Annotated in this window: 24 protein-coding genes; 6 read left to right on the top strand and 18 right to left on the bottom strand. The window is 66.4% G+C overall.

The genetic code is table 11. The features are described from left to right. Positions 1–44: 44 nt before the first annotated feature. From MUG95_RS00665 to hisC, 3 genes are read right to left on the bottom strand one after another with little or no spacing between them, the layout of a single operon-like run. Entirely contained in the window at positions 45–653 is a 609-nt protein-coding gene (locus MUG95_RS00665; protein WP_247009146.1) for a CDP-alcohol phosphatidyltransferase family protein, read from the bottom strand. Further along, positions 650–1,156 carry an adenylate kinase family protein gene (locus MUG95_RS00660; protein ID WP_247009145.1) on the bottom strand — a complete coding sequence of 169 codons (507 nt, stop codon included), beginning with the start codon at positions 1,154–1,156 and terminating at the stop codon, positions 650–652. The genes MUG95_RS00665 and MUG95_RS00660 overlap by 4 nt, the downstream gene beginning before the upstream one ends. Next, complete coding sequence (gene hisC, locus MUG95_RS00655; protein ID WP_247009144.1) at positions 1,153–2,226, bottom strand: histidinol-phosphate transaminase; 1,074 nt, start codon at positions 2,224–2,226, stop codon at positions 1,153–1,155. Before hisC ends, MUG95_RS00660 begins: the two co-directional genes overlap by 4 nt. A 96-nt stretch (positions 2,227–2,322) precedes the next feature. Between hisC and MUG95_RS00650 the strand changes: the two genes are divergently transcribed. Further along, positions 2,323–2,778: a transporter gene (locus MUG95_RS00650; protein ID WP_247009143.1), complete on the top strand. Its 456-nt coding sequence runs from the start codon at positions 2,323–2,325 to the stop codon at positions 2,776–2,778. Here the strand turns inward: MUG95_RS00650 and MUG95_RS00645 are convergent. Genes MUG95_RS00645 through MUG95_RS00635 form a run of 3 tightly spaced genes read right to left on the bottom strand, consistent with a single transcriptional unit; the run spans position 2,775 to position 5,765 of the window. Further along, on the bottom strand, positions 2,775–4,400 hold the full coding sequence (locus MUG95_RS00645) for a GMC family oxidoreductase (RefSeq protein ID WP_247009142.1): 1,626 nt from the start codon (positions 4,398–4,400) through the stop codon (positions 2,775–2,777). The genes MUG95_RS00650 and MUG95_RS00645 overlap by 4 nt on opposite strands. Then, positions 4,397–4,933, bottom strand: a complete 537-nt coding sequence (locus MUG95_RS00640; protein ID WP_247009141.1) for a gluconate 2-dehydrogenase subunit 3 family protein — start codon at positions 4,931–4,933, stop codon at positions 4,397–4,399. Before MUG95_RS00640 ends, MUG95_RS00645 begins: the two co-directional genes overlap by 4 nt. A gap of 58 nt (positions 4,934–4,991) precedes the next feature. Beyond that, positions 4,992–5,765: a fumarylacetoacetate hydrolase family protein gene (locus tag MUG95_RS00635; RefSeq protein ID WP_247009140.1), complete on the bottom strand. Its 774-nt coding sequence runs from the start codon at positions 5,763–5,765 to the stop codon at positions 4,992–4,994. Positions 5,766–5,909: 144 nt separating this feature from the next. On the opposite strand from MUG95_RS00635, the gene MUG95_RS00630 reads away from it, so the two are divergent. Then, complete coding sequence (locus tag MUG95_RS00630; RefSeq protein ID WP_247009139.1) at positions 5,910–6,632, top strand: metal-dependent hydrolase; 723 nt, start codon at positions 5,910–5,912, stop codon at positions 6,630–6,632. A 314-nt stretch (positions 6,633–6,946) separates the two neighbouring features. Then, a complete protein-coding gene (locus tag MUG95_RS00625; RefSeq protein WP_247009138.1) occupies positions 6,947–7,402 on the top strand; it encodes a DUF5799 family protein in 456 nt (151 codons plus the stop codon). A 39-nt stretch (positions 7,403–7,441) separates the two neighbouring features. On the opposite strand, the gene MUG95_RS00620 is transcribed toward MUG95_RS00625, so the two are convergent. From MUG95_RS00620 to MUG95_RS00585, 9 genes are all read right to left on the bottom strand, one after another. Next, positions 7,442–7,594, bottom strand: coding sequence for a DUF7557 family protein (locus MUG95_RS00620; RefSeq protein ID WP_247009137.1), 153 nt, complete (start codon positions 7,592–7,594; stop codon positions 7,442–7,444). A 63-nt stretch (positions 7,595–7,657) separates the two neighbouring features. After that, complete coding sequence (locus MUG95_RS00615) at positions 7,658–8,638, bottom strand: isocitrate/isopropylmalate family dehydrogenase (RefSeq protein ID WP_247009136.1); 981 nt, start codon at positions 8,636–8,638, stop codon at positions 7,658–7,660. Between the two features lie 153 nt (positions 8,639–8,791). Further along, positions 8,792–9,409 (bottom strand): 3-isopropylmalate dehydratase small subunit, encoded by a 618-nt coding sequence (gene leuD, locus MUG95_RS00610; protein WP_247009135.1) that lies wholly within the window; start codon positions 9,407–9,409, stop codon positions 8,792–8,794. Further along, the gene (gene leuC, locus MUG95_RS00605; protein WP_247009134.1) at positions 9,406–10,827 is read right to left on the bottom strand and encodes a 3-isopropylmalate dehydratase large subunit; all 1,422 of its coding nucleotides are present in this window, start codon (positions 10,825–10,827) and stop codon (positions 9,406–9,408) included. The genes leuD and leuC overlap by 4 nt, the downstream gene beginning before the upstream one ends. Beyond that, positions 10,824–10,946, bottom strand: a complete 123-nt coding sequence (locus tag MUG95_RS16825; protein WP_256463860.1) for a DUF7989 family protein — start codon at positions 10,944–10,946, stop codon at positions 10,824–10,826. Before MUG95_RS16825 ends, leuC begins: the two co-directional genes overlap by 4 nt. Next, a complete protein-coding gene (gene ilvC / locus MUG95_RS00600) occupies positions 10,943–11,938 on the bottom strand; it encodes a ketol-acid reductoisomerase (protein WP_247009133.1) in 996 nt (331 codons plus the stop codon). The genes MUG95_RS16825 and ilvC overlap by 4 nt, the downstream gene beginning before the upstream one ends. After that, positions 11,931–12,581, bottom strand: a complete 651-nt coding sequence (gene ilvN, locus MUG95_RS00595; RefSeq protein ID WP_247009132.1) for an acetolactate synthase small subunit — start codon at positions 12,579–12,581, stop codon at positions 11,931–11,933. The genes ilvC and ilvN overlap by 8 nt, the downstream gene beginning before the upstream one ends. Before the next feature lie 2 nt (positions 12,582–12,583). After that, a complete protein-coding gene (ilvB, locus tag MUG95_RS00590) occupies positions 12,584–14,377 on the bottom strand; it encodes a biosynthetic-type acetolactate synthase large subunit (RefSeq protein ID WP_247009131.1) in 1,794 nt (597 codons plus the stop codon). A 276-nt stretch (positions 14,378–14,653) separates the two neighbouring features. Then, positions 14,654–15,835: a LeuA family protein gene (locus tag MUG95_RS00585; RefSeq protein WP_247010502.1), complete on the bottom strand. Its 1,182-nt coding sequence runs from the start codon at positions 15,833–15,835 to the stop codon at positions 14,654–14,656. Positions 15,836–16,016: 181 nt separating this feature from the next. Between MUG95_RS00585 and MUG95_RS00580 the strand changes: the two genes are divergently transcribed. Continuing rightward, the gene (locus MUG95_RS00580; RefSeq protein ID WP_247009130.1) at positions 16,017–16,307 is read left to right on the top strand and encodes a DUF5779 family protein; all 291 of its coding nucleotides are present in this window, start codon (positions 16,017–16,019) and stop codon (positions 16,305–16,307) included. A 19-nt stretch (positions 16,308–16,326) separates the two neighbouring features. Here MUG95_RS00580 and MUG95_RS00575 read toward each other — a convergent pair whose 3' ends face one another. Further along, positions 16,327–17,016, bottom strand: a complete 690-nt coding sequence (locus tag MUG95_RS00575) for a VOC family protein (RefSeq protein WP_247009129.1) — start codon at positions 17,014–17,016, stop codon at positions 16,327–16,329. Positions 17,017–17,106: 90 nt separating this feature from the next. Here MUG95_RS00575 and MUG95_RS00570 point away from each other — a divergent pair, with 90 nt between their 5' ends. Next, positions 17,107–17,787 (top strand): hypothetical protein, encoded by a 681-nt coding sequence (locus MUG95_RS00570; protein ID WP_247009128.1) that lies wholly within the window; start codon positions 17,107–17,109, stop codon positions 17,785–17,787. A gap of 1 nt (position 17,788) precedes the next feature. Here MUG95_RS00570 and MUG95_RS00565 read toward each other — a convergent pair whose 3' ends face one another. Further along, positions 17,789–18,082 (bottom strand): PadR family transcriptional regulator, encoded by a 294-nt coding sequence (locus MUG95_RS00565; protein WP_247009127.1) that lies wholly within the window; start codon positions 18,080–18,082, stop codon positions 17,789–17,791. Positions 18,083–18,233: 151 nt separating this feature from the next. Here MUG95_RS00565 and MUG95_RS00560 point away from each other — a divergent pair, with 151 nt between their 5' ends. Next, complete coding sequence (locus MUG95_RS00560) at positions 18,234–18,647, top strand: JAB/MPN domain protein-containing protein (RefSeq protein WP_247009126.1); 414 nt, start codon at positions 18,234–18,236, stop codon at positions 18,645–18,647. A 4-nt stretch (positions 18,648–18,651) separates the two neighbouring features. On the opposite strand, the gene MUG95_RS00555 is transcribed toward MUG95_RS00560, so the two are convergent. Further along, the gene (locus tag MUG95_RS00555; protein ID WP_247009125.1) at positions 18,652–18,861 is read right to left on the bottom strand and encodes a ribbon-helix-helix domain-containing protein; all 210 of its coding nucleotides are present in this window, start codon (positions 18,859–18,861) and stop codon (positions 18,652–18,654) included. Between the last annotated feature and the right edge of the window lie 2 nt (positions 18,862–18,863).

The following is an 18,863-nucleotide window of genomic DNA, read 5'->3' as shown; positions in this document are numbered from 1 at the left end:
GTCGTTTGACCACGCCCGGGCATAAATCGTACGCCAGTCGGCCGTCAGGAGAGTGCCCGGAACGCGCCACGGAACCGCTGGAGCGCGGTGAGGTGCCCGACGACGGCGAACACGACGAGCAACCACCCGACGACGGTCAGTCCGTACACGCTGCCGGGGGCCGCCGCCGCGAGGACGGCCGCCAGCCCCGTGAGTGCCAGCCTGTCCGCACGGCCGAGTACCCCCCCGTACACGCGGTCCAGTCCAACGGCCTGTGACTGGGTGCCGAGATACGAGGTCATCAACACGCCCGTCACCGCCGCGAGGCCGAGGGGGTACCGACCGATACCGGCCGCGAGACCGACGATGATGGCGATGTCCGCGTAGCGGTCCAGCGCGTGGTCGAGGAGGTCACCGGCGTCGGACTCGATTTCCAACCGTCGGGCCAGCGCGCCGTCCACGAGGTCCAACCAGCCGTTACAGAACACGAGGAAGGCACCGACGGCGTAGTAGACGACGGCGTCGCCCGCGAACCCGAACGCGACGCCCGCGCCGACTGCCAACAGGAACGCGACGACGCTCACCGCGTTGGGCGTCAGACCGAGACGGGCCGCGGCGGTCACGAACGGCGCGAGCATCTTGTCGGCCAGCGGCCGCAACCGGTCGAGCGTCATAGGTAGTCGATGTAGGAAACGTCGCCGGCACTCGGTTCGCGCTCGCCCGCGACCACACGCGCTATCTCGGCGGCCACCTCGTCGGGCGTGCGGTCAGTCGCGTCCACTTCGTAGACGTGCTCCAGTCCGTGCCGGTCGACGGCCGCCGAGAGAATCACGTCCAAGGCCTCACTCTCGGCGTTCTCCGTGACCGTCGCCGCGGGTTCGTCGCGCTCTCGGAGGCGTCGCTCCAACTCCTCGGGGTGACAGCGCAGGACGACGACCCGGTCGACCGGGAGTTCGTGGGCGAGGTGTGACTCGACGAGGACGTCGGTCTGTCCCTCGAACCACTCCCGGAGGGCGTCCACGTCGACGACTTGGGTGTCGCGTTCCTCGTCGGTGCCGGTGACCAAGCCCTCGCGGTCGATGACGTCCGAGAGGTGAACCACGTTGAGGGCCGTCTCGACGCGGTCCGTGGCGGTGGTCTTGCCCGTGCCGGGCGTCCCGGTGACGGCGACTCTCACCCGTCGGTCACCTCGTTGAGGACTGACACCGCGCGTTCCATCTGTTCGTCGGTTCCGCAGGTAACCCGGATGCAGTCCGGCAGGCCGAAACTCCCGCAGTCGCGGACGATGACGCCCTCGCGTTGGGCGGCCTCGGCGACCGCACTCCCGTCCCCGACATCTGCGAGGACGAAGTTCCCGTGGCTCTCCCACGTCGGCGCGTCGAGTGCCTCGTAGAGGTACTCCCGAGCGCGCTCGACCATCTCGACGCTCCGTTCGAGGTGGTCGTCGTCCGCCAGTGCCGCCAGCCCCGCCCGACAGGCGAGTTCCCCCGTGTCGAACGGCGTGTGGACCCGGCCGTAGGCGTCGGCCCAGTCCGCGGGAATCAGGCCGTAGCCGAGCCGCATCCCTGCCAGCCCGTAGGCCTTCGAGAACGTTCGCAGGACGGCCACGTCGTCGCGTTCGCGGACGAGCGACACCGCGCTCGGCACGTCCGTGAACTCGCCGTACGCTTCGTCGACGAGGACGAGCGTCTCCTCGTCGGTGGCCTCGGCGAGGGCTTCTACCTCGTCGAGGGGCATCACGGACCCGGTGGGGTTGTGGGGGCTGGTGACGACGACGATTCGCTCACCGTCGTACTCGTCGAGGACGTTCGCGGCCGTCTGTGTGAACCCGTCCGCACGGTCGAGCGTGTACTCGCTGACCTCGCCGTGGTGGTAGCGGGCACTCATCCCGTAGTAGGCGAACCCCGGGTTCGGGATGAGGACGCGTTCCTCCGGGTGGAGGAGTGCGCGGGAGAGACAGTCGAGGACGCCGTCGCCGCCGTTGGCGGCCCAGACCTGCTCGGGCGCGAGGTCCCAACGGTCTGCGAGGCCTTCGATGAGGTCCGTGTGAGAGGCCTTCGGGTAGACGTGGACCGTGTCGGCGTGGTCGCGGATGGCGTCGACCGCCTTCGGACTCGGACCGAGGACGTTCTCGTTCGAGGAGAGTTTCACGAGGTCGTCGGGGTCGAGGTCGAGGTCGCGGGCGACCTCCTCGACGCCACGGCCTGCGCGATAGACGGTGTGGGCGGAGAGGTCCCGTGGTTGCATGTACGGGGAAAACCGCGCGCGCTTCTTAAGCGTGCCCACACGGTACGGCTACCACGAGTCGAACGTTTCAAGACCCGGACACCCGACCACTCGCCAATGGCTTCGGTCGACATCACCATCGGCTACGTCGTACACATGCTGTTCGCCGCCGTCTGGACCGGCGGCGTCCTGTTCGTGACCTACGGTGTCCTCCCCATCGCCCGGAGTGGCGACATCGATAACGAACCGTTCGCCCACATCGTGAGCCGATTCTTGACGCTCTCGCGGGTCAGCGCGCTCGTCCTCTTCCTGACCGGTGGGCACCTCGCGGGGAACCTCTACACCGTCGAGTCTCTCACCGGGTCGACACGCGGCTATCTGGTCATCGCGATGCTCGTCATCTGGTTCCTCCTCGCGGGCGTCATCGAGGTGGGCACCAGCAAAATCAGCGACGGCCTCGCCGAGCGGAAACTCCGCGAACCCGCACGGAAGGGCCGCCCGTTCTTCCTCGCCGCGTCCGGCCTCGCGCTCCTCCTGCTCGTGGACGCCGGTCTCCTGCTGTCGGGCGTCTAGAGGTCCGCACGGACGTGGTCGGCCGTTTTCAACGCAAGTGCCGCGATGGTCAGCGTCGGGTTCAGCGCGCCGCTCGTGACGAACACGCTGCTGGACGCGATGGAGAGGTTCGCCACGTCGTGGGTCCGGAGGCGCGCGTCCACGACGCTCTTCTCGGGGTCCTCGCCCATCCGCGTCGTCCCCATGTGGTGGTACGCCGGCCCTGTTTCGTCGGGACCGACGGTGCTGACCGCCCGCGCGCCCATCTCCGTCAAGACGCGCGTCTGTATCTCGTTGGCCCGCTCGATGCTCCGGCGGGTCCGGGCGTCGAGTGACCACTGCACGTCCGGGACGGGGTTCCCGTGGTCGTCGGTCGTCGAGGTATCGAGCGTGACGCGGTTCTCCGGTCGCGGCGTCTGCCCGACGAGGCCGCCCATCCCCACGTGGTCGCCGTAGGCCGCTTCTAACGTGTCCCGCAGGTCGTCGCCCCACTCCTCGCCCGACAGAGCCATTTCGACGGGCGAGGGACCGGCGTAGTTCAGGAACTCCAGTTTGATGGGCGAGAGGTCGGCGTCGCTTCTCGGCACCGACCCGTCGGTGCCCTGCGTGGCCCGGCCGGGGTCGTCGTAGAACTGGTGGCATTCGGTCGTGATGAACCCGACGTGGTTCTGCCGTGTCTCCTCGTCCAGTCGGCCGTCCGCACCCGCATAGCAGTGGTCCATGAAGTACCGGCCCACCGCACCCGAGGAGTTGGCGAGGCCGTCGGGGTGGTCCGACGACTGTGAGAGCAGGAGGAGCCGCGGCGTCTCGACGCCGCCACAGGCCAGCACGAACTGGCGTGCCGTCTGGCGGTGTTCGGCCCCGTCCGGCGTGGCGTAGACGGCCGTCTCGACGCGGCCGTCACCGTCGGTTTCGAGTCGCTGGACGGGCGCTCGGTCGACGACCCGGGCACCCTCGTTCTCGGCCTTCCGAACGTGGACGCTCGCGTCGTACTTCGCGCCGGAGGGACAGACCGGTTGGCAGGTGCCGTAGCCGACGCAGGCCGACCGGCCGTCGTAGCCCTCAGAGTTGCGGGCGTTGGGGACGGAGTGGGTCACGACCCCCAGTCGCTCGCAGGCCTCGGCGAACAGGGAGTCGCTGTACGACGGCTCGAACGGCGGGAGCGGGTACGGCTCCTCGCGGGGCGGCGCGAACGGGTTGTCGCTCGCCCCAGCGACGCCCAACGCCGCCTCCGCCTCGGCGTAGTACGGCCTGAGGTCGGCGTAGTCGATGGGCCACGTCGCGCCGTCGGGCGTCGTCCGCTCGAAGTCGGCCTCGTGGTACCGCATCACCATCCCCTGCCAGTGGAGCGTCGTCCCGCCGACGCCCTTGACGCGGGCGGCGTTCAGCGGGTAGAACCGACGGCCGGTCGACCTGTAGGCGTCGCGTTCGCCGCCGACGTCCCACACGTCGGGGTCGCCGTCGACCGGCCGGACGGCACGCTCCATCCGCTCCTCGCGGCTGTCACGGGAGAAGCGCGGCCCCGCTTCGAGGACCACCACGTCGTAGCCATCGCTGGCGAGTCGGTGGGCGACGAGCGCGCCCGCCGGTCCCGACCCGACCACGCAAGCGTCCGCGCGCTCGCTCGGCGTGCGGTCGGTCATTCCGGCCTCCTACTGTGGGTCCGCCCGCCGGGGTGGCCCTGTGGGTTCTCGATGCCGACGAGTTCGCCGCCGGTCGGCGAGGCGTAGAGCGCGAACAGCAAGTCGTTGACCAGATAGTAACGGACGCGACCGGAAATCGACCCCGCCCGCTCCGGGGCGGCCGAATCGACGCCGAGGCGGTGGAGGATGGCTTCTGCGGTGGCTGTGTCCAAGTCGGCGTACCGCTCGCTGTCGGTGTGGACGGCGACGTAGTCGTCGAGGTCCGAAACGGTCGCCCGTGCCCCTTCGCGGTACGCGGGACGGCGACGGAGCCGTTCGGCCGCGTAGGACTCGACGAACGTGTCCACGTTCGCGACAGCGGAGGGGTAGACGACGCCTGCGACCGTGGTGAGCGTCGAGAGAATCGCCTCGGCGTCGGGACCATCGTCCGCGACGGCAGGGGGGTCCCGGTCGGCCGACAGCGTGGCGATGCCACCGACGGCGATGCCCGCGCTGGCCAGCGCGACGAGCGCGTCCCGGCGGGACAACTCCATGGTTGTCCGGGATTAGGTGAACCTAAACTTATGTCTTGCTGTCCGGGGACGGAGCCAGTCAGGGAATCTCGACGGTGTGGCGGAGCGTGCCGATGCCTTCGATTTCGACTTCCACTTCGTCGCCGTCTGAGAGGGGGCTGACGCCGGCGGGTGTCCCCGTCGATACGATGTCGCCGGGTTCGAGGGTCATGTACGTCGTAATCTCTTCGATGAGTTCCGGCACCGAGAAGATGAATTGGTCGCGGGACGACGACTGGGTGGTCTCGCCGTTGACTCGGCACTCGATGGTCGCGTCCTCGGGGACGTGTTCCGGCGTGGCGATGAGCGGGCCGATGGGGGCGGCGTTGTCGAAGGCCTTGCCGCGGACCCAGTTTTGTTCGACGCGCTGGTCGTCGCGGTTCGAGAGGTCGTTGACACAGGTGTACCCCGAGATGACGTCGGTGGCGGCCGACGCGCTCACGTCCTTACACCGCTCGCCGATGACGACGCCCAGTTCCGCCTCGTGGTCGAGTCGCTCCTTGCCCGCAGGGAGGGTGACGTGTTGGCCGTGGCTGGCGACGGTGTTCGGCGGCTTCAGGAACAGGAGGGGGCGGTCCGGTATCTCCTTGCCTTGCTCGTCGGCGTGGTCCGCGTAGTTCAGGCCGACGCAGACGATTTTCGTGGGTTCACACGGTGGCAGAATCTCGACTTCCGCCGGTGAGAACGTCTCGTCACCGAAGGAGATGCGCCCGTAGGGACCTGCCGCCGCAGTGACGCGTTCCTCGCCGTCCTCGACGGTCCAGCGGCCGCCGCGGACGTTCCCGGCCGTGTCGCGGAACCGAACTCGCTTCATGACCTTCGGGACACGACGGATACGGATAAGCGTTTACACGTCTCCTATCATCTCCGTACGGCAGTTTGACAGACCTGACGGGTACCCATCGGGTCACGCTGTCCACGTATCATTAAGTGGTCCACGGACGAACCACGGGATGCTATGGAACTCACTTGGCACGGCCACTCGACGTGGTACGTCACAGTCGGCGACACGGACCTGCTCATCGACCCATTCTTCGACAACCCACACACGTCGCTGGACCCGAGTGACGTGGACGCCCCGGACTACGTGCTGTTGACACACGGGCACGCCGACCACATCGCCCACGCCGGCGAGTTCACCGACGCGACCATCGTCGGCACACCCGAGTTGACCGGATTCATCGAGGACGAACACGGTGCCGACGACACCATCGGGATGAACCTCGGCGGGACCATCGAGTGTGGCGACGCCTACGTGACGATGCATCAGGCCCAGCACACCAACGGCATCAACACGGGCTACGAACACGACGCCGGCGTCCCCGCTGGCTACGTCATCAGCGACACCAAGCCCACGCAGGTCAGCGACGAGGACTCGACGGCGTTCTACCACGCGGGCGACACGAGCCTGATGACCGAGATGCGCGACGTCATCGGCCCGTACCTCGAACCCGACGCCGTCGCCGTCCCCTGTGGTGACCACTTCACGATGGGGCCGATGCAGGCGGCTATCGCCGTCGACTGGGTCGACGCCGACCACGCGTTCCCGATGCACTACGACACGTTCCCGCCCATCGAAATCGACGTGCAGGACTTCGTGAACGAAGTCGCTGGAACCGGAAGCGACGCCGACGTACACGTGCTGGACGGCGACGAGTCCGTCGACCTCGGCGAACTGTAACCCGCCATCTGTTTTTTGTCGACCTGAAAACCCAGTTTCTCGCCGGTCCGTGTGTAAGCTCGTGACGGTCGACAGCAGTATCTGTCTTAAACAACCGTGAATGACCGGCGAAAACATCAGCCCCCTAGGGGTGATTACAACTATTCGCTACTTCGGTACTGGGGTGGGGCTCAGAACCGAGGTGCATTGCGGGCCGCGACGTGGGGACGCGACTATGGGTGGGGACCCATGCCACTGGGGGTGGCACGTCTCGCCGTCTATCGTCGTTTCGTTCTCGGACAACGCTGATACCGGAGGGGTACCTACGCCGACGTATGACCGACCGCTGGACCGACCGCATCGTCGGCGACCGAATGACCGTCGACCAAGAGTTCGCCGAGCGCGTCACACAGTCACGGTTCGACAACCAGCAGTGGGGCCTCGTCATGACGGCAGTCGAGTTCGAGATAGAACACCCGGACGACCCCGACAGGGCGACCCTGGTCGCAGACACTAGCGACCTCCCGAGCGTCCTCCCGGAACTGGAGAACCTCGGTCAGGGACCGGCGGGAATTGCGGGGGGGCCGGGCGGTGGGCGCAACGACAACGGGGGTATCGTGGACACGCTCACGAACGCCCTCGGCTTGGGCGGTGACGGCGGAGACAGCGTCGACGAGGAAAAACTCGACGCGGCCGAGCAACTGGTCGGAGAGTACGCCGACACGTTACAGACGCACCTCGAAGAGCGGGGGAAGTGGGCCGACGTTCGTGCCGCCGCGGCCGACCAGTAGGCCACGCGCCGCGCGAGACACCGCCACCGAACCGCCTGTTCAGTAATCCTCGTCGCCGCCGCGGAACAGCGTCAACTCCTCTGCTTGGTAGATGTTGATGAGTTCGTTGACGATTTCGTCGTAGCTCTCGTCTTCGATGCGCAGGCCGTCAAGACGTTCGACTGTCTCGTCGTCGAGTTCTATGGTTGCCATGTGAACAGCGTCACTGGGGGAGAACTTAAGTCCCGGGACTGGCGCGTTCCCGTGGTTCCCGGCTCAGAGCCGGTCGATAATTGCCTCGGTCACGTCGTCGGTAGTGGCGTCGCCACCGAGGTCCGGGGTCCGGGGACCGTCTGCGAGGACCGACTCCACCGCGTCGCGGACGCGTTCGGCCTCGGCCCCGTAGTCGAGATGTTCCAGTAACATGGCCGCGCTCAGAACCGTCGCCGCGGGGTTGGCGATTCCCTCGCCCGCGATGTCCGGTGCGGACCCGTGGACCGGTTCGAACAGGGCGTTGTCTGCCCCGACGTTCGCGCTCGGGAGCAGGCCGAGACCGCCGACGAGGCCCGCGGCGAGGTCCGAGAGCATGTCGCCCGCGAGGTTCGGGCAGATGACGACGCTGTACTCCTCGGGTCGCATGATGAGGTGCATCGCCAGCGCGTCCATCAGTGCCTCGTCGTGGTCGTACCCGCCGTCGTCGGCGACGGCGCGACACGCGTCGAGGAACTTGCCGTCCGTCGTCCGCATCACGTTCGCCTTGTGCGCGACTGTCACGTCGTCGTAGCCGTTCTCGGCGGCGTACTCGAAGCCGTACTCGGCGATACGTCGGGACGCGTCCTCCGTGATGACACGCGTCAGCGTGGTCACGTCGTCGGTTAGCTCGCTCTCGATGCCGGTGTAGACCCCCTCGGTGTTCTCGCGGACGAACACGAGGTCGGTGTCGGGTTTGACCGCGTCGACACCCGGATACGCCCGAGCAGGGCGGACGTTGGCGAAGGACCCGACGGCTTCCCGGAGCGGAAGAATTACGTCGGCGGCCGTCTCGCCCGCCGCGCCGAACAGCGTCGCGTCGGCCTCGGCCGCGAGGTCGTAGGTCTCTTCCGGGAGTGCCTCGCCACGTTCGTCGAGGACGTGGTCGCCCGCCTCGCCCTCCACGAACTCGAATCCGAGTTCGAGCGCGTCCAACACGTCGAGTGCTGCCGGAACGACTTCGGCACCGATGCCGTCGCCGGGGATAACCGCGATTCGTTCTGACATACCTCTGCAGGTGGCCCCGCGGGCGAATAGGGTTACGGTTTCTCTGGAGCGGCACGCTCGACCCACTCGCCACCACACGGTACGCGGGCCTGTCGCCAAGCCCCGAGCAGGACGCGTACGGAACAACGAAAACGAGCGTGAAACGCCGCGTGACTACACGTACGGCAGGGAGTCGGCCGTCTCCTGAATCGCCGTCTGGTTCGACTTCATCAGTGCCGTCGTGTCCCAAATCCCCTCGACGAGTGCCTTCCGCTGGCCCTCGTCGACGGTCACGTCGACAGTCGTGTCGTCGTAGGTGACGGTTTCCGCCGCGATGTCGATGTCGAGTTCGGCGTCGGGGTTCTCCTCGACGAAGTTCTGGATGTCCTCGACGGTCTCTCGGTCGGCCGTCACGGTCGGTAACCCGAGCGCGAGACAGTTGCCGGCGAAGATTTCGGCGAAGGACTCGCCGATGAACGCGTCGATGCCCCACCGCATCAGTGCCTGCGGGGCGTGTTCGCGCGAGGACCCACAGCCGAAGTTCTGGTTGACGACCATCACGTTGGCGTCCCGGAACCGGTCCTCGTTCATCGGGTGGTCCTTCTCGTTGTCGTCCTCGTCGAACCGGAGGTCGAAGAAGGAGAACTGCCCGAGGCCGTCGAAGGTAACGACCTTCATGAACCGCGCCGGGATTATCTGGTCGGTGTCGATGTCGTTCCCGCGAATCGGGATGCCGGTACCGGTGACCCGCTCGACTTCCGGAATTTCGGCGTCCTCGGAGTCGCCAGTCATACCGAGACCACCTCCTCCAGTTCGCGAACGTCAGTGACCTCGCCGTTGATGGCCGCCGCGGCGACCATCTGGGGGTTCATCAGGACGGTCCGCCCGTCCTTACTCCCCTGTCGACCGATGAAGTTCCGGTTCGAGGAGGAGGCGCACGCCTCGTCACCCTCTAGCTGGTCCTCGTTCATACCCAGACACATCGAACAGCCGGCGTTACGCCAGTCGAACCCGGCGGCCTCGAACACGTCCTTCAGACCCTCTTCCTCGGCGGCCCTCTGGACGCGCTGGCTCCCCGGCACGACGAACGCGCGCACGTCGTCGGGAACCTCGCGACCCTCGACAATCGTCGCCGCGCGGCGCAGGTCCGGCAGTCGGGCGTTCGTACAGGACCCGAGGAAGGCCACGTCGATGTCGTAGCCCTCCATCGTGTCGCCCGGTTCGACCTGCATGTGTTCCTGTGCGCGGCGGGCCGTGTCCTGTTTCTCCGCGGGCAGGTCCTCGGGCGCGGGAATCGGGTCAGTGATGCCGACGCCCTGTCCCGGGGTGGTACCCCACGTGACGACGGGCTCCAGTTCGCTCGCGTCGATGGTAACAACGTCGTCGTACTCCGCGTCCTCGTCGCTGCGGATGGACTCCCAGTAGGGCTTCAGTTTCTCGAACTCCTCGGGGTTCTCTTGGAAGTGGTCCGTCTCCTGCAACCAGTCGTAGGTGGTCTCGTCGGGGTTGACGTAGCCCGCACGGGCACCGCCCTCGATGGACATGTTGCAAATAGACATCCGGCCCTCCATGCCGAGGTCCTCGATGGCTTCGCCGGCGTACTCGTAGACGTAGCCGACGCCGCCCTCGGTTCCGAGCCGGCGGATGATTTCGAGGATGATGTCTTTCGCCTCGACACCCTCCTCGAGTTCACCGTCGACCTGAATCTTCCGGACCTTCTGTTTCTCCATCGCGATGGTCTGGGTCGCCAGCACGTCCCGAATCTGGCTGGTCCCGATACCGAACGCGAGCGCGCCGAAGGCCCCGTGGGTCGACGTGTGGCTGTCGCCACAGACGATTGTCTTGCCGGGTTGAGTCAGTCCCTGCTCCGGACCGATGACGTGGACGATGCCCTGGTCACCGGTCTCGGGCGAGAGGAACTCGATGTCCGCGTCGCGGACGTTCTCCTCCAGTTCGGACATCATCTCTTCGGCGGCGTCGTCGCTGTACGGCCGCGACTGGTCCGCCGTCGGCACGATGTGGTCGACCGTCGCCAGCGTCAGGTCCGGACGCGCGACGTCGAGGTCACGCTCTTTCAGCATCCCGAACGCCTGCGGACTCGTCACCTCGTGGATGAGGTGGAGACCGATGAACAGTTGGTCCTGCCCGTTCGGGAGTGTCGTCACCTTGTGCCTGTCCCAGACTTTGTCGTACAGTGTGTTCTCGCTCATGTCGTCTCGTTCTTCCCTTCGGTGCCCCGCTCGAAGGCGCGGTTGACGCCCTCGCCGTGGGGTGGTGTGTGGTCTACGTCCGCCATCTGCTCCGTCTCGTCGGTCGCGTCGTCGGTCATTCTGCCTCCCACGCGAACAACTCGCGCAGTCGCGACCCGACTGCCTCTATCTGGTGGTCCTGTTCGGCCTGCCGGTACTGCTTGTAGGATGGCCGGTGAGCCTGATTTTCGGAAATCCACTCGCGTGCGAACTCGCCGTTCTGCACGCCCTCCAGAATCTCCTCCATGCCCTCGCGGTCGATGACCTCCTCGCCGCGGGTCAGGCCGCCGTACTCGGCGGTGTCGGAGACGGAGTTCCACATCTCCATGTGGCCGCCCTCGTACATCAGGTCCACGATGAGTTTGAGTTCGTTCAGGCACTCGAAGTACGCCATCTCGGGGCTGTAGCCGGCGTCGACCAGCGTCTCGAAGCCGGTCTTGACCATCTCGGTCACGCCGCCACACAGCACCGCCTGCTCGCCGAACAGGTCCGTCTCGACTTCCTCGCGGAACGTCGTCTCGATGACGCCCGCCCGGGTACAGCCGATGGCCTTCGCGTAAGCGAGGCCTTCCTGTTTCACCTCGCCGGTCGTGTCCTGATAGACGGCGAGCAGGCCCGGCGTCCCCTCGCCCTTCTCGTAGTTCCGGCGGACGAGGTGGCCCGGGGACTTGGGGGCGACCATCGACACGTCCACGTCCTCGGGTGGTTCTATCTGGCCGTAGTGGATGTTGAACCCGTGGGCGAACATCAGCGTGTCACCCGCGTCGAGACCATCGCGGATGTCGTCGTAGACGGCTGGCTGGACCGTGTCCGGCACCAGCAGCATCACCACGTCCGCCTCGGCGGCGGCCTCCGCGGGCGTCGTGACGGTCAGCCCTTCGTCCTCGGCGGCCCCCCGGGAGGACGACGACTTGCGGAGGCCGACGAGCACGTCGACGCCGCTGTCGGAGAGGTTGAGGGCGTGTGCGTGGCCCTGACTCCCGTAGCCGAGCACGGCGACTGTCTTGTCTTCGATGTGCGATACGTCCGCGTTCTCGTCGTAGTAAATCTCGGTGGTAAATTCGTCAGTCATCGTCCGCTGGAACCTCCTTGCTGTCCGCAGTTAGCTTCACCGTCTCCTCTATCTCGGCCGTCGGCTGTTCGCCACGCGCCAGTGCCGCGTAGCCGGTTCGGACGATTTCCCGGATGCCGAACTGCTTGTACGCGTCGATGGCGTCGTCTATCTTCTGGTCGTCGCCGGTTATCTCGACGGTGATGGTGCGCGGTCCGGCGTCCAGAGTGTCACCGTCGTACATCTCAGTGATGGCTTGGACCTTGTCCGGGTCCTCGCCGTTCACCTTGAGGATGACCAGTTCGCGCTCGATGGCGTCGGGGTCGAGTTCCCGCACCGAGACGACCGGCACGAGCTTTCGGAGTTGCTTTTTCGCCTGCTCGATGCCGGGTTCCGGCTCCTCGATGACGATGGTCATCCGTGCCCGCTCGTCGTCGACAGTCGTGCCGACGGTGAGACTCTCGATGTTGAACTGCCGACGGCTGAACAGGCCGGACACCTCGGCGAGGACGCCGGGGCGGTGTTCGACGAGTGCCGACAGCACCGCCATGCGCGGTTCGTGTTCGGCTTCGGCTTCCGGGTCGATGCGAATCCCTTGGTCGTTGCGCCGCCCCTCCGGTCGTGCTCGCTCGTCGGGGGCCGGGCCGGGGAGTTTTCCTGTCATTGTTAGATATCGTCCAGTTGGTCCTCGGAGAGCGCGAACAGGCCGTTGTCACCGCCGCTTGGCACCATCGGGTAGACGTTCTCCGCGGGGTCGATGATGGCGTCGATGACTGCCGGCCCGTCGTACTCCCGTGCCTGTTCGATGACGTCGTCGACGTTCTCCTCGTCTTCCAGTCGGAAGCCCTTGGCACCGTACGCCTCCGCGAGTTTGTCGAACTCGGGAACCCACGGATACTCCGAGGCCATCCGACGGCCCTCGTAGAAGCCGTCCTGCCACTGGCGGACCATCCCGACCGCCTCGTTGTTCAGGACGACGATGACGATATCGAGGTTCTCCCGCACGGCCACGGACAGTTCCTGACTCGTCATCAGGAACGAGCCGTCACCCTCGAAGGCGACGACTTCGCGGTCCGGTTCGGCTATCTTCGCGCCGATGGCCGCCGGGAAGCCGTACCCCATCGTCCCGAGGCCGTGGGAGGTGACCCACGTCCGGGGCTTGGTCCACGTCCAGTACTGCCACGCCCACATCTGGTGTTGGCCCACGCCGGCCGTGACGATGGTGTCCGCCGGCGCGACGTCGTCGTACCGCTCGACGACGTACTGCGGTTTGAGCGGTCGGTCCTCGGGCATCTCGTAGTCCATCGGATACTCGTCTTTCCACTGCTGGCACTGCTCACGCCACGCCTCGGCGGGCGGGTCCCGGGTCATCTCGTCGTCCAACTGCTCGATGACCGTTCCCGCGTCGCCCAACAGCGGGTAGTCCGCGTGGACGTTCTTGCTGATTTCGGCGGGGTCGATGTCGACGTGGATGACCCCCGCGTCCGGCGCGAACGAATCGACGCCGCCGGTCAAGCGGTCGTCGAAGCGCGTCCCGACCGCCAGCAGGCAGTCGGTCATCGTGATTGCGAGGTTCCCGTAGCCGGTGCCGTGCATCCCGACGATTTCGAGGCTCAGGTCGTTCGTCTCGGGGAACGCGCCCGTGCCCGGCATCGTCGTGACCACGGGGATGCCGTACTCGGTGGCGAACTCGGTGAGTTCGTGGCTGGCCTCGCCCTTGATGACGCCCCCGCCCGCCAGAATCAGCGGGCGGTCGGCGTCCATCAGCGTCTCGGCGGCGGCCTCGACGCTCTCCTCGTCGGCTTCCTCGGGCGGGTTGTACGTGTCCGGGGTTTCCGGCTTGCCCGGTTCCACGTCCGTCTCCGGTTGGGTCACGTCCTTGGGTAGGTCGACCAGCGTCGGCCCCTGCCGGCCCTCGTTCGCCAGCGCGAACGCGGTACCCACGTCGTCGCCCACCTCGTCCGGCGAGGCGGCGAAGTGGTTGAACTTCGTTATCGGCTGTGTGACGCCGATAGTGTCTGTCTCTTGGAAGGCGTCGTTGCCCACCAAGTCCGTCGGCACTTGCCCCGTCAGCGCGATGAGCGGGTCCGAGTCCATGTTGGCGTCGGCGATGCCGGTGACGAGGTTCGTCGCCCCGGGGCCGGACGTCGCCATACAGACGCCGGGGTCGCCCGTCACGATGCCGTAGGCGTCGGCCGCGTGGACCGCCCCCTGCTCGTGGGCCATCGTGATGTGTTTCATATCAGTTTCTTGATAGAGTGCGTCGTAGACGGGCATGATAGCCCCACCCTGAACGCCGAAGAGGTACTCGACGCCCGCCGTCTTCAACGCCTTGACGACGGCGTCGGCACCCGTCTCGACGGGTTCGACGTGGCTCTCGCCCTCCGGTTGGGTGCGTGACTCTCTGGTCGCTTCCGTCTCGACTTCGTCCGCGTGTGGCTTCTTTGCCTGTTCGCTCATTGTCCTGTCTCCATTGTGTGCATGTCTGATACGCTCCGTACTCGGTCTGTGAACGCTCCCGGGAAACCGTCGGTGTGAGAGGTGTGCGGGGCTATTGGGCCCCTACGATACCCGCGAGAAGTGCAGCCACGGGGCTGGTCGTTGGTGCGTCCGCGAACCCGCTCCGTGGTGTCATCGAGTCGAACGTAGGACTGCGGAGCAGTATAACTGTTCCGAGTCTTACGCGTCCGGTTTACCCGTGGCTCGGGGGTCACTGCGACCGAGGGGAGGGTCATCTCAGACCCGTACCTCCTCTTCTTTGACGCCGACTTCGCGGGCGAACTTCTCCAGCACGTCCATCGTCACCCGCTGTTTCTCGGCACCGTAGTCCTTGACGCGGCGGGTCACTTCCCGGACTTCCTCGTCCGTCGGGTCGAACCCGGCGTCGACGAGCCGTTCGCGCACGGAGTGGTGCCCGGTGTGCTTGCCGAGGACCAACTCGCGTTCGGCCCCGACCATGTCCGGCGTCATGACGCCCGGCTCGAAGGTATCGGAGTTCTCGATGATACCCGCGGCGTGGATGCCGCTCTCGTGTGAGAAGGCGTTCTCGCCGACCACGGGCTTGTTCGCGGGGACCGGAATCGTCGAGCGGTCCTCGACCAGCCGCGACAGCTCCGTGATGCGGGTCGTGTCGATTTTTGTGTCGACATCGTAGAGACTCTCGAGGGCCATCACGACCTCTTCGTAGGCCGCGTTGCCGGCCCGCTCGCCGATGCCGTTGACCGACACCTGGGCCTGACTCGCGCCCGCTTCGTAGCCCGACAGGGCGTTCGCCCCCGCCAGTCCGAAGTCGTCGTGGGTGTGAACGTCGACGCGCGCGTCGATGGCGTCGACGACTTTCCCGACCATGTCGTAGAACCGCCGCGGCGTGGCCACCCCGACGGTGTCGGGGATGTTCACCCAGTCCGCACCGGCCTCGTCGGCCGCCTGCACCACGTCGACGAGGAACTGCTCGTCGGTCCGGGTCGCGTCCATGGGCGAGAACATGCACTCGACACCGGCCTCGTTCACGCGCTCGACTGACTCGACTGCGGCCTCCTTCGCCTCCTCGCGGGTGGCGTGCATGGAGTCCTGCAGTTGGACGTCGCTGGTGGACACGAAGACGTGTACCATGTCGACCCCCGAGTCGAGCGCCGCCTCTACGTCTGCTTCGACAACACGCGCCAACCCACAGACGGTACTGCGGGTGGCGTCCGCCGCGATGTCGCGGACAGCCTCGAACTCCGCGTCGGAGTTGACCGGGAACCCCGCCTCGATGACGTGGGTCCCCATGTCGTCCAGCACCGTCGCTATCTCGCGTTTGTCGTCGTACGAGAACGACGTGCGTGGTGACTGCTCCCCGTCGCGGAGCGTGGTGTCGAAAATCCGTGCTTCTTGTATCTCAGAAGTGGAATCCAGTGTGCCCTGGAAGAACTCGATCCGCCGGAGATTCCGACGTGCCCTCGTTACTGTTGGACATTATTGCGTCTGTATCAAGTCCGGGCACAGTATATAAACCTGTCCGTCGGTCTCCGGGACGGACAGCCGAACACGGCCCGTCCGAGGGGAGTTCGACGCCCGAGAGGCGAGGGTTTTTGCGGTGTCCCGCCGAGGTACCGCTATGGTCGACATCGACCTCGACTTGCAGGCAGTCGAGGACCAGATGGAGAGCGAAGGAGGCGAGGGGAGCCGCATCGTCCTCGGCGTTCTCGACGGGACGACGGCCGACGAAGAGTGGCTGGCGGAGGTCGACGGCGGTGCGGTGCTCGTCCTCGCAGTGGAGGGCGACGTGAACGAACTCGCCGCCGGGTTCGCCCGCGATATTTCCGACGCGGGGGGCACGCTGATGAAGTTCCGCGATTTCCTCCTCGTCACGCCGCCCGGCGTCGTCATCGACACCGACCGGCTGTAGGCCGTCGGTCGGCGGAGTGTTACTCGGGCGAGACGAACGTCAGGCAGTGTCCGTCCCGGTCCGTCACCCGGACGCCCTCCGCGAGCGTCGTCACCGAGCGAGCGTCCTCAGCGACCGCGTCCGCGGCCGCCGCCGGGTCGTCAGCCGTCACCCCGAGGTCGACGTGGACCCCGCCGCGCCCGTCCGCGAGGCCAAGTTGTGGCTCCCAGAGTTCGAGGTCGAACGCCCCAGCGGTGAGTCTGACCCGGCGCCGTTCGTCGCCCCGTCCCATCACGTCCAACCCGAGCGCGCGGTAGAACGACTCCGCCCGGTCGAGGTCGGTGACCTCTAGCACGACCTCGAACAGGCCGGTGATGCCGTCGCCCTCACCCTCGCGCTGGCCGATTTCGACGCAGTTGCCCTCCGTGTCGTAGAAGTACAGGGACTTCGCCGACCCGAACTGCTCTTCCACGAGGTCGAACCGCTCGGAGAGTCGGTCGACCCAGCCGTCGTACGCCTCGAACGGCGTCGCAAGCGCGTAGTGGGTGTGGAGGCCGCCCCGTGGGACCGTGCTGGGGCGGCGGAGAATCAGGTCCGTCTCGCCCGCCGCGAACGCCACCTCCGTGTCCGTCTCCCGCACCGGTTCGAGGCCGAGAAACGTCTCGTAGAACGACCGGGCACGGTCGAGGTACTTCACTTCGAGTGCCAACCAGCGTGGGCCACCGAGCATACCCCGACTTCGATGCGGTCGGCCTTAGCTCTCCTGCCGTCGCGACGTAGGATGTGTGTCTTTTTGGTTGCGGCCCCCGTGTCTCGGGGTATGCCGATGAAAGGTTCCGGCCCAGCGACGGACTTCGAGGAAATCGACCGGCGTGACGAGGGCGTGGGCTGGATAGCCTACCCCGACGAGCGGATGCAGCGTGCGAGTCACGCGTTCGCCGTCGACGGCGAGGTGTGGGTCGTCGACCCCGTCGACGTGGACGGACTGGACGATTTGCTCGCCGAGTTCGGCGACGTGGCCGGCGTCGTGACGCTGTTGGACCGGCACAAGCGCGACGCCGACACGGTGGCCAACCGCCACGACGTGTCCGTGTACGTCCCGGAGTGGATGGACGGCGTAGCGGGGAAACTCGACGCGCCCGTCGAGCGCGTGTACCGGGAACTCGGTGACACGGGCGTCGGCGTCCACAAACTCGTCGACAACGCGTTCTGGCAGGAGGCGGCCCTGCTGATAGAGGACCGGAACACGCTCGTCGTCCCCGAGTCAGTCGGGACGGCGTCGTACTTCCGAGCGGCCAGCGAACGTCTCGGCGTCCACCCGATGTTGCGCCTGATTCCGCCGAAGAAACTCCGCCAGTTCTCGCCGGACCGTGTGCTGGTTGGACACGGCGCGGGCGTCCACGAGGACGCGACGCGGGCACTCGAAACGGCACTCCGCGGGTCGCGGACGAAGTCACCGGGGCTGTACGCGAAGACGCTCAAAGAGTTCGTCCTCGGGTGACTTAGACGGCCGCGCGCTCCTCGTTTTCGAGGTTCCCCGTCTCCCACCGGCGACGGTCGGCGAGCAGCTGCCACCCCTCGTCGGTCAAGTCGTAGGAGTTCGTTCGGCGGTCTATCTCGCCTTTCTCCACGTAGCCGCGCTCCACGAGTTCGTCGAGGTTCGGGTAGAGTCGGCCATGGTTCACCTCGCCTTCGTAGTAGGTTTCGAGTTCGGACTTGACAGCGAGCCCGTACGGGGTTTCGAGTCCCGCGAGGACGTAGAGAACGTCACGCTGGAACGCACTGAGGTCGTGCATCGTATGATACATGTCGTGTTTTGACAAGGATAGCAGTATTGGCAGAATCCCTTCGTTTTCGGGTAGATGCCACTCAATAACCGGCCAGTTCCTCCGGTTCGGTGGCGGCCCACGGCGGTGCTGTTATACCAGTCAGCCCCCAAACCTGACCGTGGTTCACATCACTCGCGGTCTGGCCGAGACGTTGCTCCGGTTCGGGTCGGAGCGTGACCCCGACACGGTGACGGTGCCGCTCTCAGTGGTCCGAGCGGCCGAACTCGACCGGACGACGCTCCCGGACGATACCCCCGTGTTCAGCGACTTCTACCTGCCGGACGCCGGTGGCTCGGTGAAAGCAGTGTTCGGGATGGACCTCGGGACGCCGGTCGGTCAGACCGAGGGTCGGTTCGTCTCACACCCCGAGGGGGACCTCTCGGTGTCCATTACGGACGACCTGCACGAAGTCGTGTTCGTCGGCGTCCCGCCGTGGGAGGTTTCGGACCTCGCAGCGTTCGACCGGAGCGGCCGCCGGAAGGACCTGACGCTGGTCGACGCCGCGCCGCCCGAGGAGTCCGTCTCGTTCTGAGGCCCTACTCCAGATAACCCAGGTCCTGCAGTTGCTCGGCTATCGACGCGAACTCCGACTCGGTGAGTTCGCCCCGCTGTTGGTGTTGGATGACGATACTCCGTAGGAGAAATCGGACGAGGTCGCTCGTACTGGAGAAACTCGTGCCCTCGATGGTGTCCTCGACGCGGTCCGCGAGGTCCGTCGGAATCGAGACTGTCGTGTAATCTGTCATGG

Source organism: Halorientalis litorea (assembly GCF_023028225.1).
GTDB classification, from domain to species: Archaea; Halobacteriota; Halobacteria; order Halobacteriales; family Haloarculaceae; genus Halorientalis; species Halorientalis litorea.
The sequence above is the reverse complement of the archived record's forward strand: the minus strand, read 5'-3'. Positions and strand labels throughout refer to the sequence as shown.